Origin of the sequence: Variovorax sp. KK3, assembly GCF_001984055.1 — a bacterium.
Lineage (GTDB): Bacteria > Pseudomonadota > Gammaproteobacteria > Burkholderiales > Burkholderiaceae_C > Variovorax.
Genome location: NZ_LYVO01000005.1, coordinates 75,958 through 89,786 on the forward strand (window position 1 = coordinate 75,958; position 13,829 = coordinate 89,786).

Annotated in this window: 13 protein-coding genes and 1 pseudogene; 1 reads left to right on the forward strand and 13 read right to left on the reverse strand. The window is 58.1% G+C overall.

Translation table 11 applies throughout. The annotated features are described in order from the left end of the window. Positions 1-163 precede the first annotated feature (163 nt). The 5 genes from B0W80_RS03985 to B0W80_RS04010 form a co-directional block, all read right to left on the reverse strand. Positions 164-1,309 (reverse strand): sensor histidine kinase, encoded by a 1,146-nt coding sequence (locus B0W80_RS03985; protein ID WP_076997816.1) that lies wholly within the window; start codon positions 1,307-1,309, stop codon positions 164-166. A gap of 202 nt (positions 1,310-1,511) precedes the next feature. Beyond that, positions 1,512-2,411: a hypothetical protein gene (locus B0W80_RS34665; protein ID WP_143684468.1), complete on the reverse strand. Its 900-nt coding sequence runs from the start codon at positions 2,409-2,411 to the stop codon at positions 1,512-1,514. Between the two features lie 1,365 nt (positions 2,412-3,776). Beyond that, on the reverse strand, positions 3,777-4,853 hold the full coding sequence (locus tag B0W80_RS04000; RefSeq protein ID WP_179106824.1) for an alpha/beta hydrolase: 1,077 nt from the start codon (positions 4,851-4,853) through the stop codon (positions 3,777-3,779). 769 nt (positions 4,854-5,622) lie between these two features. Further along, a complete protein-coding gene (locus B0W80_RS04005; protein ID WP_076997819.1) occupies positions 5,623-5,976 on the reverse strand; it encodes a hypothetical protein in 354 nt (117 codons plus the stop codon). A gap of 72 nt (positions 5,977-6,048) precedes the next feature. Further along, positions 6,049-6,309, reverse strand: a complete 261-nt coding sequence (locus B0W80_RS04010) for a hypothetical protein (protein ID WP_076997820.1) — start codon at positions 6,307-6,309, stop codon at positions 6,049-6,051. 230 nt (positions 6,310-6,539) lie between these two features. Here B0W80_RS04010 and B0W80_RS04015 point away from each other — a divergent pair, with 230 nt between their 5' ends. Continuing rightward, positions 6,540-6,743, forward strand: a complete 204-nt coding sequence (locus tag B0W80_RS04015; RefSeq protein WP_076997821.1) for a hypothetical protein — start codon at positions 6,540-6,542, stop codon at positions 6,741-6,743. On the opposite strand, the pseudogene B0W80_RS04020 reads toward B0W80_RS04015, so the two are convergent. The 8 genes and pseudogenes from B0W80_RS04020 to B0W80_RS04050 form a co-directional block, all read right to left on the reverse strand. Next, positions 6,744-7,448, reverse strand: a pseudogene (locus B0W80_RS04020) (SOS response-associated peptidase). It abuts the gene before it with no gap. Positions 7,449-7,772: 324 nt separating this feature from the next. Further along, the gene (locus tag B0W80_RS36135) at positions 7,773-7,895 is read right to left on the reverse strand and encodes a hypothetical protein (protein ID WP_256856478.1); all 123 of its coding nucleotides are present in this window, start codon (positions 7,893-7,895) and stop codon (positions 7,773-7,775) included. Positions 7,896-7,926: 31 nt separating this feature from the next. Then, a complete protein-coding gene (locus tag B0W80_RS04025; RefSeq protein WP_076997822.1) occupies positions 7,927-8,634 on the reverse strand; it encodes a TetR/AcrR family transcriptional regulator in 708 nt (235 codons plus the stop codon). Between the two features lie 28 nt (positions 8,635-8,662). Beyond that, on the reverse strand, positions 8,663-9,940 hold the full coding sequence (gene fahA, locus B0W80_RS04030; RefSeq protein WP_076997823.1) for a fumarylacetoacetase: 1,278 nt from the start codon (positions 9,938-9,940) through the stop codon (positions 8,663-8,665). A gap of 5 nt (positions 9,941-9,945) precedes the next feature. Continuing rightward, on the reverse strand, positions 9,946-10,923 hold the full coding sequence (locus B0W80_RS04035; RefSeq protein ID WP_179106825.1) for a tripartite tricarboxylate transporter substrate binding protein: 978 nt from the start codon (positions 10,921-10,923) through the stop codon (positions 9,946-9,948). Then, a complete protein-coding gene (locus B0W80_RS34675; RefSeq protein ID WP_179106826.1) occupies positions 10,910-11,509 on the reverse strand; it encodes a carboxymuconolactone decarboxylase family protein in 600 nt (199 codons plus the stop codon). The genes B0W80_RS04035 and B0W80_RS34675 overlap by 14 nt, the downstream gene beginning before the upstream one ends. Beyond that, the gene (locus B0W80_RS04045) at positions 11,506-12,519 is read right to left on the reverse strand and encodes an MBL fold metallo-hydrolase (protein WP_076997826.1); all 1,014 of its coding nucleotides are present in this window, start codon (positions 12,517-12,519) and stop codon (positions 11,506-11,508) included. The genes B0W80_RS34675 and B0W80_RS04045 overlap by 4 nt, the downstream gene beginning before the upstream one ends. Positions 12,520-13,082: 563 nt before the next feature. Beyond that, positions 13,083-13,364 (reverse strand): YlcI/YnfO family protein, encoded by a 282-nt coding sequence (locus B0W80_RS04050; protein WP_076997827.1) that lies wholly within the window; start codon positions 13,362-13,364, stop codon positions 13,083-13,085. Between the last annotated feature and the right edge of the window lie 465 nt (positions 13,365-13,829).

Sequence of the window (13,829 nt, forward strand, 5' to 3'; positions counted from 1 at the left end):
CCACTCTTGCGCCCGTACGCCACTGTAACGGTCCGTTGAACGACCGCTTTTTGGAAGTGACATCGCCCAACTGAAAGTCTGCAGCGGGCCCATAGCGGCTGTACAGTTTCCCAGGAAGCGGACCTTGAGTACGACCATAGCGTCGCGGGACTACTCGTGGCAGCTAAGTTTGCTTCGGCTTGGCCATGGTCAAAGGCAGGCGGACGCGGAACGCGGTGCCTTCTTCCGCTGATGAGGTGACAACGATGGTTCCTCGATGGCCACCTACGATTTCTCGGGCGATGTAGAGGCCAAGACCCAGGCTAGTGGCCGGGCGCTCGTGCGGCTCGGACGCTTCTGCAGGCACCTGCACCAAGGGGTTGAAAATGACCTGCATCGCATCGGGCGGTATAGGCTTGCCCCGGTTCATGACGACCATCGTCACCTGCTCCAAGTCGCTGGTCACAATGAGAGCCGCTGGGAAGGCAGCATCTCCGTGATGAACTGCGTTGCTCAGCAGGTTGCTCAAGACCTGCCGCATCCTCGGCGCATCGAAGTCGCAGAGCAACTGCTCGGGAATCTCTGCTCGCAGGACCCGTTCGGGGTAGGCGGCGCAGACCTCATCAAAAGCCTCGTGGCACAAGGCGGCGAGGTCCCCTGGGTTGGGCTGCACATCAATGCCACGGCCCAGCCTCGAGCGGGTGTACTCGAGGAGGTCGGTGACCATCTCGCTGATGGAAGTGATGCTGCGCTTGGCGATACTGAGGGCCCGCTCCTTTTTGCCCATCTCGCTCGTCAACTCCAGCATCCGAACGCACGCGCTGAGCGCGCTCAGGGGGTTGCGCAGGTCGTGACCCAAAACCGCCAGGAACGTGTCCCTGGAGTTCGCGACATTTTCGGAGTAGGTGACCATGGCCTCGGCAAGCCCTTGGTCGATGCCCTCGTTGAACCGGGCTACCTCTTCGAGAACTGTCCTGTCAACGACCTTGACATTTTGCATCCACTGGCGAAGCACTGTCGCGCGCAGGGCACGGTACTCCGCGCCCAACTGTGTGAGGTCGAACCCGACGCGCTGACGCAGCCCTCCATGCTCGGCGGCGAAACTAGCAGCTACTTCGCGGGGAGCCAACCCTTTCGACTTTGCCTCGCGTTGGTCCTCGGTCTGCAAGGTCTCCATCTCGTCCGCGATGGCCAACAAGATTCCGTGCGCATGGTCTCTTAGTTCGACCACAGACATGGTTTCTGCGGGCGGAATCATCGTTCTTGCGAACGCCTCCCATTCGACCAAGATGGGCTCGATATTTTCTTTGATGAACTTGCTGAGACGCATGCCGCAGTATGCGCTTGCAGGACGTGGCCGACATTGCGGCCGAGCCCGCCTGCGAGAGGAAGCTGTGCATCGAAGGTCCGCTCGTGGCCGACAGCGGCCGTCGCAAGCATGCCACAGGCGTGCAGTTTCACCCCGGGCCGCTTGGCTTGGTCAAGACCTATGACCAATGCGCAGGAAATTTGCCTGTGCATCCCACCCAATCCTAGGGGTAAGTAAAAATCACCTTTACGTATGTATCCCTACCCATAAATATCGAAAACGCTGTTGCCGTCTTGCTTCCTACAACATAAGGCATCTTCACCTGAATCTTTCCTGAACTCATTGGCGCAACTTCGGTGGAGGACCAATTTTCAATATCGAGCTCCGAGCCTGTTGACCGTTTCTCTTTTTTGTCCGCGGAGACCTTCAAGGGGAGTGCGGTTTTATTGTGAATTGCAAACGTCGCGCGCAGCAAATTGCCATCAATCTTTTGAGATTCGAGCCGCAGCGGAAACTCTTGGTCTGTATAGCTGTCTCTTAAGTCGGAGGTTACGTAAGACTCAAGCCCCGTCCAGCCACCATCCATAAGCTTCGCTAGTTTGTATTTCGTGTATGCACCTCGTCCGTTTTCCCATAGAGTTGGAAGTGAGAAGAGGCCTCCCATCAGGCAGAAAATGACTACTACACCGAGAAAAACTGCGGCGTAGTTCGGAGGAATGTTGTCATCCGACTTTACGACCCTTCCGGTAATGTGTTTGGAGTTAATACTTAGTTTGCCCACGTCTAGAATGCCGTTCTCCACTAGCAGCAACATCGATGCGCTTTGCCACTTGTGAAGGCGTTCAATCTTGAGGGCGGATTCCTTGCATGAGATATTTGGAGAGCTAGCCGCTATAAGTTCACATTTCAATTCCGGCGGCAAGTCGACTCTTATATCCTCTTCAACTTGATTCCCCCGGTTATAGACCAGAACTTCACACATTGAGCCGTCACGGCTTATCGACGCATGACGGTAGAGTTTGGGAGAGGTGGCATATAGCTGCCGCATCCGGAAAAGATAGGCAGTAATTGAGGTAATGATAAACAATAAAATGCCGATTCCAATTTTTCCCAACTCTTCCATAGTTCCCTCCCAAGTTAAAATTAAGACACGAGTGTCGAGGCCGCCATCCAAGGACCGTTATTGTCCGGCTGCAGCGGGCCGCGGCAGGCAACTACTCTGCACATCGCGGTCAGGCGTCATGACGCGCTCGGTGAGCTACCTGTTCACGAGGGGCGCCGTCACCAAAGCGCGGGCGTGGGAAGGTGCGAGCATCATCAAGCCGAGGTCTGCGCGGTTGACTGGGACCCTCACCGGAGCACATCCGCTGAAAGACCTTGCTGGGCGGCGCACCAAGGAGGATGTCGCCAGAATCCGCGCTCAGACTCAGTGGCCGTTCGTTCATAGGGATGTTGGATGGGTATTCGCTGTCCGCATTCTGAGGAACGGCCGAACGTCCGCAGTTGGCCGCGAGCCGCGGTACACCCGCTACTGAAGCCAACGCAGATTAGCCCAGAAGCTGTCACCCAAGTAGGCGGCGCCGACGCCGCAGGCGGCAGTGGTGATTCCCACGAGCATGCACGCGCCCAGGATGCTCAGCGGCGAGAGACCAACGCACATGCCGAGGCCAACGACCGGGCCCAGCAGTGCCCCGCAACCAAATCGCACCTTCATCTCGAAAGCATCGGGTGTTCTACCCGCGAGAGTGGGTCCTGATTCAATCTTCATGCTCGTTCTGGCCTTGTAGTTTGGGGGACGGCGTCGACCGTCCGCTGCTGGCCGAATTCTGCCCGTCGTCGTTCTAGCGCAAATGGGCTGACTGGGCGAGCGAAACTCGGAGCAAAGCATCGTTCATGCAGCAGCCACATCCCGGGCACTTGTCCCAATTGGTCATCACCTGTCGGGGCGGGGAAGTTCTACTCTCACCGATTTCCCACTCCAAGCCGCACGAAGGGCAGGCAGCTCTAGATGCGCTCGCCGGCCCTCCACGTCGAAACAAAAGGCCAAATCCTGCGAGGGCGCCGAACCCCACACCCAACAAGAATTTAGCGGCTGGCGACGGTGCTTGGGTGGGCCAAAGCAACAGCCAGAAGCCTGCCCCAAGCACGCCGAGGAGGACGCCCGCAAAGACGTGGAGATTGCGTGCGCTTTGGTTCCGGCGAGCCAACGCCTTCTATTCGAGAATCCGCGAGGCGAGTTCCGGTGGAACTAGGTCTAAGGGCATTGCATGCGAAGGTCTGGTTCCGGCCGACTGTAGCGAGCTCGCGAGCCGTTCGGACACAGAGTTGGAGGAATACTGGCAAGCCGTGACGAACTGCCGCTGTTGGCCGCATACCGCGTTCGAGCTGCCCCCGCAGCTACCCACTCCAAGGTAGCTGATTTGCTAGCAGTTGCTCAATGCAAATCTCGCCGGGCCCGCGCGAGGGCTCGAGGCCCACTCTTGTCGCTCTATCGTCTAAATGCCCAATAGTCGTTGCCGCCAAGCGAGGTGGCTGGGTCTAGTCCGGGTCGCTCTGAAGCACCCATGTGCCGGCCAAACACTAGGGAAATATCCGTCAAGAGCGCTCGGGCATCACCGTAATAGGAATGCGCCAAGAAATCGGTATCGATGCGTGAGGCGTCAACGGTATCTATGCCGGCCATAACAACCAGCGTGGGTCCAGCGTCGCCCGCGCGCGGGCTTCCGTGGACTTTGTGCGAAGCAGCCAGAGCTTCGTCCCTTGCTGACACGTACAAGGTGAGCTGTGGCCCCTCCCGCTTGCCTCTTTTGCGCTCCTCGTCGTTTGCAGTAATTCGCGGTGCGATATCTCGCAAAAATACCTCCGCGTCGATATCTGGCGCGGCCAAGACGATTTCTCTGAAACGTGGGCGCAAGTCGAGTCGTGAACTAAGCAGCGCTGACAGAGCTCGTGTTGCGGGGCGGGCGCCCATGCTGTGCGCAACAACAAAAATTTCGGAAGCTCTGGAGTTATCGGCGAACTTTTCTAGAAAGTCTTTGAGGTGGGGCTCGGCCCATTCGGCATTAGCCTCGTCGACCGTGTACTTCTCGATTTCGTTTTGTGAAGGCCAACTGAAGAACGTCGGTAGTGCCCCTATGCCGAGGTCTACAGCGATTTGAGCGGTTCGATAGGCCGCATCATTGAAGCCGACATTGAAGCCATGAACGAAGACAAACGCGGTTCTCCGACGGGTCTTGACCAAGGTTGCATTCACCTGAGTGAAAAATTCTTCCGGGCTCAAACTGTCTTGTTTCCTGAGCATAAAGTGCTTGTCTGGATTCCCGTCCGTGAACTGCCCCAAAAACCAGCCCGGGCGCTCAACCGTCCCCATCTTGTGCCCGAGAGGAATGCTGACCGTGACCGCGCCGAGCGTGAGCGGACCACGCGCTCCGGTGAACGGTTGGGTGGATGGGTTGGTATCGGGCCTCCTGTCCGTGCCGTAAAACACTTTGACAAGCGAGTAACCAAGTATCGGCCCCTTCGGTTCCGGGGGCGGGCTGTTCGCCGAGTTGGGGAATTGCGGCAACGAGTTGCTCGGGAATCCCGACGATTCTGGATAGCTGTTGGCTCGCGGTCCCGGTTCACTAGGCCGAGTCGCTGATGGCCCAGGATGTTCTTTGCCGGACCTATCAAGCGGGCTTGGCCTCGGAGACTCTTCGGCCCTTCTACAGCCGGAGACTAGGAGCCCGACGCAGACCGCCGAAATGACAAATCCGAGCCGAATCACCCGGACTGACCTTACGCAGCCTCGGAGCCATCCAATCATTTTAAACCTCCGGTCCCCGCGTCCTTCGAGATGCTGCACGAAACCGATACGACATCGTCGGGCGACGTAAATGATTAAAGCGCAATCGGGGAGGTTCGGCTAGCACATCCAGTTCCCGTTTGGCCTAATCCGGAAGGTAGGGGCAATGGCAATTGGTTGATGTTGATGGCTGGCAATGCGCTCTCCGAGCCGCTTCAAGAGCGCGGGGCCCTCTGGCGCCCGCGTCGTGATTCATTGTCCAGGACGAAGACTGCCACCTCGTTCAGTTCAACCATTGAGAACCGGTCAGCGACCGCAACGGTCTGCCAGTGGCCGCCCTTTGCCTTTCCGGGGTGCCGGAACAGGCGTCTTGGGCCGGCGGGCCTACTTGGAGCTCCCGCGAGCTGTGGGGTCCCACGCAAGGTCGCCAAGACAAGACGGTGGCAAAACAAAAGCATTAGGCATCTGGAAGGGTCTCTGCGAAGGTCTAGTCTTGGCCGGATTGCGACCGTCGTCGGACGCCACAGGCCACCCTTGGTCTCCTCTCGAACTACCGAAGTATCAACGACGCGAACAGCGGCCAGGCAGCGCCGCAGAACACCGCGAATACGGCTAGAAAGATGGCCGCATACCACCGAATGATGGACTGGACAAATTTCGGCAAGCGGCCAAAGCGGCCGCCACTCGATTGCATGTTGCCACGTGTGGGATGGAACCAGGTGGCAGCACAAAGCGCGGCCCATGGAAGCCCAACCATCGGGCCTGCAAGCGAGATGGCCAACATCTCTCCGCGGAGGCTGAACAGAGCAACGATGAAGAGCGCTGAACAGACAGATGCGGCCAGAAGCCACCACCGGAACGGGAAGAGGCGGTCGGCGAGTTTCGTGTAGAGGGCAGGTGTCATTTTCTTGGGGCGATTCCGCCTCGGCAACGAGTGACCGGTTTTGGCCGCGTGCTGCCGCACAGTTGCGTGAGGTCACCTGAGCACGCCGAAGGCGAACCAAGTGATGATGCCCGCTACAAGCACCCAGTTGCCCTTCCGGCAAATTTGCTTCCCTGCCTCCGAGTATTCGTCGCCTGGACCGACTGACCACGCCACGCCCGTTAGAAGAAAGCGCGCTGATGGCGACTTTCGCTTCTGTGCATCCACGGCATGTCCGCCCACGACCACGCCCAGGTAGGTGTAGTAGATGCCGCAGGCGGTGCCCAGGATGGCGAGCAGTGTGTGCAAAGTCATGACAATTTCTAGTTCAACGTCGCAGCCAGCCCTGGCCGCATCTGCGCAGTTCGATGTGCGTCATGTGGCAGGAAGTCGGTTTGTGCGCCGATTGTTGCAGGCGTGAAGGTCGGTGTGCACGCGCTTTTCAGAGCCGGGCTCGAACTTCCGCTCCTGGCCGAGACTTCCTGTTCGCCAACCTCGCTCGTAGCGGTCGTTGGCCAACCGGGCGAAGCCGCCGAAGGTCAGCTGTGAGGCACGGCCGCGAATTGGTGCTCGCGGCCAGTCGGACCTACGACCTGACCTGGGTGGTTGCGAACCCACGTAACGGGAAGCGCTCTTCACGCCTCTTCGCCATCAACGAAGCCGAGCGCCGCGTGCTGGCCACGTCATGGAAAGCTGCACCGCAGAGCATCGAGCATGGCGTCGAGACGGCACCGGTAACGCTGTGCTGATCAAGCGGCCGAGCGCTTCTTCTCGATGGGGTTGGCGGTGTGCCCCTCGGCCGGATACGCCCGCATGAATTCGCGCGCTTTCTCCGGCTGGGCCGCGTTCAGCCAAGCGCCATACGAACCTTCGTTCAAAATCGCCAACATGCGCTTTTCGCTGCCCGGTTGCCCGTAACGGTGCATCAGCGCGTGGCTGTTGGCATTTACCGTGAGCAGGCAGAACCTGACGATCACCCCGCCCTGCGCACCGGTTCAGGACTCCCACAGACCTGCCACGCCCATGGGTTTGCCGTCCACTCGCGCGACACGCGTGGACACGGCTTTGCCGCTGCGCAAGTCATCTTCGTGGAACGCCATCATCGGCACGATGCAACGCTGCGCACCCAGCCAGGCGCCGCGAAAGTTGTTGGACGTGGTCGCGGTCTCCGAGCGTGCGTTGACCAGCTTGGTCGAACGCAGTTTTGCGTCGGAAGCGGATTTCACCCAGGGCGGGACCAAGCCGAACTGGCCAACGACGAGCTCGCGTTCGATCGCGCCTGGGTACGGGTGTTCGGCGCCTTCGACCGAAGGCGGTGCCGGTTGGTTGCGGATGAAAACGCCTGGGCGGCTGGGCCAAACCTGGCGACCCACCGCGGTGTCGCTGGGCGCGTCGACGTCAAAAATATCCCGGTACAGGTGGTCGGGACGCAGGCATTCGTATTGGGAGCTCATGGCGAGGATGGTAGACCGCGCGCTTCGGCGTTTTTTCGGTGTACGCGGGTGATGAGGCCCCGCTACCGATCCAAGACCCACACAAGCGGCTGACAGCCGCCACATCCCGCAAGAGAGACCTGAGCACTGGCTCCAGCGGACGGTTTCGCCGCCCGCTGAGATTCAACGTTGAACGACCGTTTCGGGCCGAGGCTGTGTAGAAACGCACCCCATTGCCACGAAGGCGAGTGACCTGCCGAACTCATCCAGTGTTCTGGCGCTCAGATTCCGCATCTCGAGGCCTCGTGACGTCCCTCCTGTACGCGTGAGAAGACACACAGGGCCTCATGCCCCGGCCAGCCGCATCGCCTTCATCGTTTTTGCAATAGCCGCGCGCTGGTTGATGCGCACGAAGTATTGTGGCACCACGGTCGAGTCCTGCTTGACCACCGTAGCCAGCTTGCACATGTGCTGCAAGTGGCCGGCGGCAGCACGCGCTTCACGTTGAGACCTGGGTTCCGTCAAAGATAGACTCTTCAGCGTCTGCCGAGTTGCGAACACATGATTCTTCTTGCGGTTCATCGACAGGTTGAGCTTGCATACCTGCAGTGACGAACGGAAGGACGAAGCGGATTGCCACTTCCGGGTCAGACGCGTCGAAGTCTTCCCCGGCCAAGTTGCGCATCTTTCCGGTATCCGCTTGGATGTAGAGCATCACCCCGTACACACAATACAGCCGCCAATAGAGTTCACGTTCGCTCAGATACGGGCAAGCGGCTCGTAGCGCCCTGTGAGTTAGAACGGTGTTCTCGTTGTAGATTTCACGCAACATGCCCTGCACTTGCGGCGTAGGATCAGTCGAGATCCGTCCCGCAAGCTTTCTGAAGGTCTCGTTCGCGCTGGACGCCCGAAAGGCCGGCTCAATCAGCGCACGCAGCACGTCCTCTGGCTTCAGAGGACGCCCCCGAGATAGCAGATCCTCCATGCGCCGCCGGCGTTCCTCATGAACAGGTTGCACTCCGCGAAGATAGACCTCGCGAAGCAGTTTCTCCTTAGTCCCAAAGTGATGCGGGATGGCGCCTTGGTTGACACCAGCGACAGAAGAGATCTGCCGGGTGGTCGTACCGATGAACCCAAACTCCGCGAAGAGCCGTTCTGCGGCGTCAAGAATCTTGGTTCGGGTGTCGCCACCCGCAGTTATGGGCATAAAAATGTGGAGGCTGAAGGCTGTTCCGTTACTGGTGTTCTGTCTGAAATGAAGGAAGCACGAGTCCCTCGAGGCTTCCAAAGCCTATTCTTTGACCGCTTTTGGTGGTGCCTGCGCCGGTAAATGTTACCGAGTCAAAGTCTTCGAGGTAGGCGCGATGAACTCCATCGGCCAACAGAAGTGGCTGCGTGCCGTCGAATGTCATCTCGAGCAGACAGGCTCGCTGCTCTGGCTTCGGTCCGCTGAGTGTACCGCTCCCTATGAGGTCCCCCGTCCGAAGATTACAACCCCCGATGGTGTGATGAGCAATCAACTGCTCAAAACTCCAAGACATGAAGGTCGGACTGGTCTTCGCAACGATGCTGCGCGTTCCGCCTTTGGGTTGCAGGGACACGCTCAGTGAGATGTCGAAGTTGGTGGCCGATCCACCATGGTCAAACGTCAAATAGCTGGCAACAGCAGGTTGCTCAACCGGCGACCGAAAATAGTTTAGGGCATCGGGCGTAACAACCCACGCGGAAATCGATGTCCCAAAAGCCTTTCCCTGGAACGGGCCGAGGGGAGCGGATTCGAAACGCTGAATATCTCGAGCGCTCCAGTCGTTCAACAGCACGTAGCCGAAGATCTGCTCGCCAGCCAGAGCCAATGGCACCGGCTTTCCAAGTGCCGAGCCAGGACCAACGAAGGCACCAAGCTCCAGTTCAAAATCCAACGCCTGCGTTGGCCCCCAGCGGACGCTGCTCCCATCTCGAGTCAAGCTTTGGCCATGGGGCCGCCGCAAGGGCGTGCCGCTTACAACTACGCTACTTGCCCGGCCGTTGTATGCGATCGGCAGGTGCTGCCATTGGGGCGGCAATCCACCTGCCGAGCCGCGGATGATTCGCGAACAGCGGCTTGCGTGATGCTCGGAGCAATAAAAGTCTGTGAAGCCACCGATGTCGAACGGCAAATGCAGGGTGATCGAGGCGCGAGGCACGAGGCAAATATTCGCAGCGGCGGATCCGCTGAACGATGATCCTTGCTCCAGCAAATCCGCTAATTGGCGTCGAATGCGGGTCCAGGTGCCTCGTCCTTCGCCAGCCAGCGCGTTCAGGGTAGTCTGCGCAAAAAGGTGTGCAGGCGCCTCGACCGCGAATTCGGTCGCTTGCAGCGCCGCTATATCAAGCACGAAGTCGCCTATTGCAACGCCGATGCGGCGCCCGGTGGAGGACGTGCTGAAAACCCCGTAGGGTAGATTCTGAAGAGGGAAGTCAGTGTTTAACGAGCCACTCACAAAGCTGGCGCGCGACTCGTCAATTAGATGCATATGAGTTAATTCCGTTCCAGAGATATACCGGCAGCCGCGGCAACCTTTGCGTACCGAACCAAATCGGCCTCGATTCCTGTTCGAAACTGCTGAGAATTGCCCCCCACGGGTTCGAAGCCTCCGTCCGCCAAGTAGCGTCTGAGTTCCCCGTTATCCAGTGCCGAGGCGAGCGCCTTTTGTACGGAAGCTATACGCTCAACGGGTGTTTGGGTGGCGGCATAAAAGCCAAAACGCGTGGGGCTCCAATGGAAGCCGCTCAACACTTCCGCCATGGCTGGAACATCGGGTAGGCGCTTAGCCCTTTTTGATCCGTCGTTCGCAACGGTCGCGAGCGCTCTGATCTTTGAAGCCTGAAGGTGCGGCTCCGCTAACAACGGATTGAGGAAAATCATGTCAATTTCCTGCCGCAATAGCGCATTCAGCATGTCGGGAATACCCCGATAGGGAATATGATGTAATTTTAAGCCCGCTTGCTGCGCAATTGATTCCATCAAAATTTGTTGCCCATTTCCGACCCCAGGACTTCCATAGGTCACAGTGCGGGGGCTAGCTTTCGCCGCGGCCAACAACTCTTGCATCGACTTATAAGTCGATTGCTGATGTACAAGCAGCAAATTCTCTGCAAGATATACGGATTCCGAGATCGGAACAAAATCACGAAGAGTTTTGTACTTTATTTTGGAATAGATCACTTCGTTGATCTGCATTGCTGAAGAGTTGAACAACAGTGTGTATCCGTCGGCTGTTGCATTCGCCACTGCTTCAGTGCCAATGATTCCATTTGCACCACTCTTGTTTTCGACAATCGCGGGGAAATTTGCTTGCGACTGCAGAGCATGGACAATTGCTCTGGCCAAGGCGTCTAGTGTTCCGCCTGCGGGATAAGGAACAACGACTTTGACCGCGCGAGCTGGATAGCTTTCTGCCAGCACGGGAAATCCAGTGCAAATAAGCGGCAGCACGAACATATTACGACGGATCATCCTCGGCCTCGAATTGCGGTTGAAATTTGGCGGCCTTCCATGCTTCTGCCGATTTCGGATCAAAGCCATGAACATTGATCATCAAGGTGACCATCGCGTAGTAGCCCGCAATTGCGGTGAGCTCGACCACCCCTGCGGGCCCTAAGTCGTCGAGAGACATTGCGTACGCGGCATCTGTAACCCGTTGGTTTGTCAGCAATTGGCGGACGAACTCATGGGTGTGCGCCTGTGCTTTTGTCATGCTCTCTGGCGGGTGGCCTGCTCGTATGGCCTCGATGAACTCTACGCTTAACCCAGCTGAGAGTGCCGCCTTTTCATGTGCCGACGTGACGTAGTCGCATTGCCAATGAGCGGCAACCAATAAGGTTGTCAATTCCACTAGGTCTTGGCTCAAAGTGGTTCGATATCGCAATGTGCCACCAAGCGCTTGCCAATCTTGAGTAAAGGCAGGCGAATGCAGCGCGATGCGATACGGCAATGGAATCTTGCCGCCGCGATCGGAATCGGACGCGATGCAGACTACGACCTCGTGTTGTTCTGGGGTGAGGTGTTCCGGTTGCAACACCCGCAGTCTTGATGAGTTCAAGCGACCCCCTTGAAAGCGAAGAGCCGGGGATGGCACTGGCGTACTTGATGGTGCAAACGCCATTGCTTCGCCAGATAAGCCGGATAATCACGGCGAACGTAGTCCTCTTTGTCTCCGGCGAACTCGCAGAAGAGCATCTTCACGGTGAACCAGAGGTTCTCTGCACCCGCGTAATCCTGGAACCGCTCGAGGCTACTCAGGAGATCGTCGGTTGCCTCATCGACAGTCATCCCACGCTCGAAGCGTTCTCGCACTTTAAACTGGATAAATTCAAGATACTCAACAATCTCCCTGAGGTCTGCAATATCAAGCAGCGGCCCATGCCCCGGGATATAAATGCGCGCTTGGAAGTCAAGCGCCTTTCTACAAATGGTCAGTAAGTTCGTCATGAACGGGTACTGCACGCCGATATGGTGTTTGGCTCGAACCAGGTCCCCCATATGAACGATCCCTGCATGTGGGATGAAGACGACGCTGTCGCTCCTGGTGTGACAAGGCGCGGCCTCTAGCACATCGACACCCACCTGTCCGACGCGAAGGGGCAGAGCGCCTTCAAATGTGTCGGTTATTCGAATCGGATGCAAGCCCGTGAAGTCGAACTGAGGTTGGATAAGCCGCTCGATTTGCAGACGCGCGTCACCTTCCAGGGCGGAGATCGCTTCGAGCCACCGAGCGGGCGGCAATTTCTTCAAATACTCAGCGCAAATCTGCGTTGCAAAAACACGCGCGCTCCCGAGTTCTTGCGCACAAAGGCCGTGAACATGATCCACATGCCAGTGAGTGAGAACAACCTGCGTGATGTTTCCGGCAGCGGCTTCGACGGTCCGCATGTCTGCAAGCATGCGTTGAGTGCTGGGCACATCTACAGTTGCATCAACTAGCAATGCCTCTCCGTCCGAGCAAATTAGCGCAGTGTTGTTCAAGCCCCAAGAGCCGTTTGGTTGCAACCACGCATAAACACCATCGCCAAGGTTTTTGATCCCCTGGTTGAAACCATTCCAGTCTGCCATCGTGCGATCCCTTCTTTCTGTCAGCCTATCATACGTACGTATGAATCATAAGAGATAGGTAAATACCCTCTGGCCTTTGGAGCCAACAGCTCGCCGATGACAGCGAGCCCACCTCGCCATAAAGCACCCGCCGGCGAAGGGCCAACTTCGCCCTACCAGTCTCCGGGCTGCGAGGCACCGCTCCGAGATCTCACGGCCAAGAGCCGTCATTGGCGGCGCGGTCAGAATTCGCTGCGTCGACCACAACACCCAGAGGAAATCCAATGCTCAGAAAAGCAGCTGTGCCCGTTTTCGTTCGTGCTAGCCGTGCCGGGACACCGCCTACTTCAGGGATGTCCTGGGCATCAAGGCTGAGTGGCCAAATAGGCCCCGTCGCAGGTAGCGCGCGTCAACGCGAAGCGTTGTACACGGCTCGACCCGCCGGGACACGTCATTCCTTACCCCGGGGTAAGTCCCGTGTGGTTGTACCGCTCACTGGAAGTTGGAAAGCCTGCCACCCCCAGCGAAACTGCGATGCCCTCAGGGGCACCCGCTGAGAAGTCGCGAACTGGGCGCGATGACGGTCACGACCGCGCGGCCGCTTTGCGTGTATTCGCGGCGCTGAGCTTGTCATTGAGCCTTCGTAGCACTTCGTCCGATTCGACGAAGCAGCGAGTCTGCTTGGAGCGCGCAAGGGATTGCAGGCCGCGGGCAACGAATTCAGCCTGATTTTGTCGTTCACGAACGGCGCTTCTCACCGCCGTCTCCACGAATGCTGGCAGCGATTCGCCCTCGCTGAGCAGCTTCTCGACTTCCTCGAGCAACTCCGGCTCAACTCGCACTGATGGGATGGTCGCGAATTTCATACCGCATGGTAAGTCGCATTCACGCACATAGGGACAAGCACAGGTTCGGATGGTCCTACAGGGTCAGACCAAGCGACGAGGCGTTGCGCCAGCCAAATTCGGAACGGAACTCTCGCCACGCCCGATCAGTCAAGTCTTCGCGGTCTAGCGGCTCAATTCGTCAATGCTAAGGTGCGTGCCGTCCGTTGCCTTGAGCATTCCAGCCAAGCTCAGGATGGACCTAGTCTTCGCCCGGACAACGACGGTCCCGTCCGACAAGACATTCCATGAGAGCCGGGTTGCTGGCTTCGCGCCCATCCGTGCGCGAACGTCTGCGGGAACGGTCGTCCGACCTTTAGCAGAAATAGTGGATTGAGACATGGCAGCTCCTCGCATCTCGGGGATGGTACGGCTCGAAGCCGCCTGCCAGCCACCGATAGCCCCGTCGGCGCCTAGGGTCAGAATGCCCGCCGCCTCAAGACCACG

What these genes read in the sequence shown, in the direction of transcription:
- B0W80_RS03985 (WP_076997816.1), bottom strand. Translation starts at nt 1,309, where the DNA reads ATGCGTCTCAGCAAGTTCATCAAAGAAAATATCGAGCCCATCTTGGTC.
- B0W80_RS34665 (WP_143684468.1), bottom strand. Translation starts at nt 2,411, where the DNA reads ATGGAAGAGTTGGGAAAAATTGGAATCGGCATTTTATTGTTTATCATT.
- B0W80_RS04005 (WP_076997819.1), bottom strand. Translation starts at nt 5,976, where the DNA reads ATGACACCTGCCCTCTACACGAAACTCGCCGACCGCCTCTTCCCGTTC.
- B0W80_RS04010 (WP_076997820.1), bottom strand. Translation starts at nt 6,309, where the DNA reads ATGACTTTGCACACACTGCTCGCCATCCTGGGCACCGCCTGCGGCATC.
- B0W80_RS36135 (WP_256856478.1), bottom strand. Translation starts at nt 7,895, where the DNA reads ATGTGCAAGCTGGCTACGGTGGTCAAGCAGGACTCGACCGTGGTGCCA.
- B0W80_RS04025 (WP_076997822.1), bottom strand. Translation starts at nt 8,634, where the DNA reads ATGCCCATAACTGCGGGTGGCGACACCCGAACCAAGATTCTTGACGCC.
- fahA (WP_076997823.1), bottom strand. Translation starts at nt 9,940, where the DNA reads ATGCATCTAATTGACGAGTCGCGCGCCAGCTTTGTGAGTGGCTCGTTA.
- B0W80_RS04035 (WP_179106825.1), bottom strand. Translation starts at nt 10,923, where the DNA reads ATGATCCGTCGTAATATGTTCGTGCTGCCGCTTATTTGCACTGGATTT.
- B0W80_RS04045 (WP_076997826.1), bottom strand. Translation starts at nt 12,519, where the DNA reads ATGGCAGACTGGAATGGTTTCAACCAGGGGATCAAAAACCTTGGCGAT.
- B0W80_RS04050 (WP_076997827.1), bottom strand. Translation starts at nt 13,364, where the DNA reads ATGAAATTCGCGACCATCCCATCAGTGCGAGTTGAGCCGGAGTTGCTC.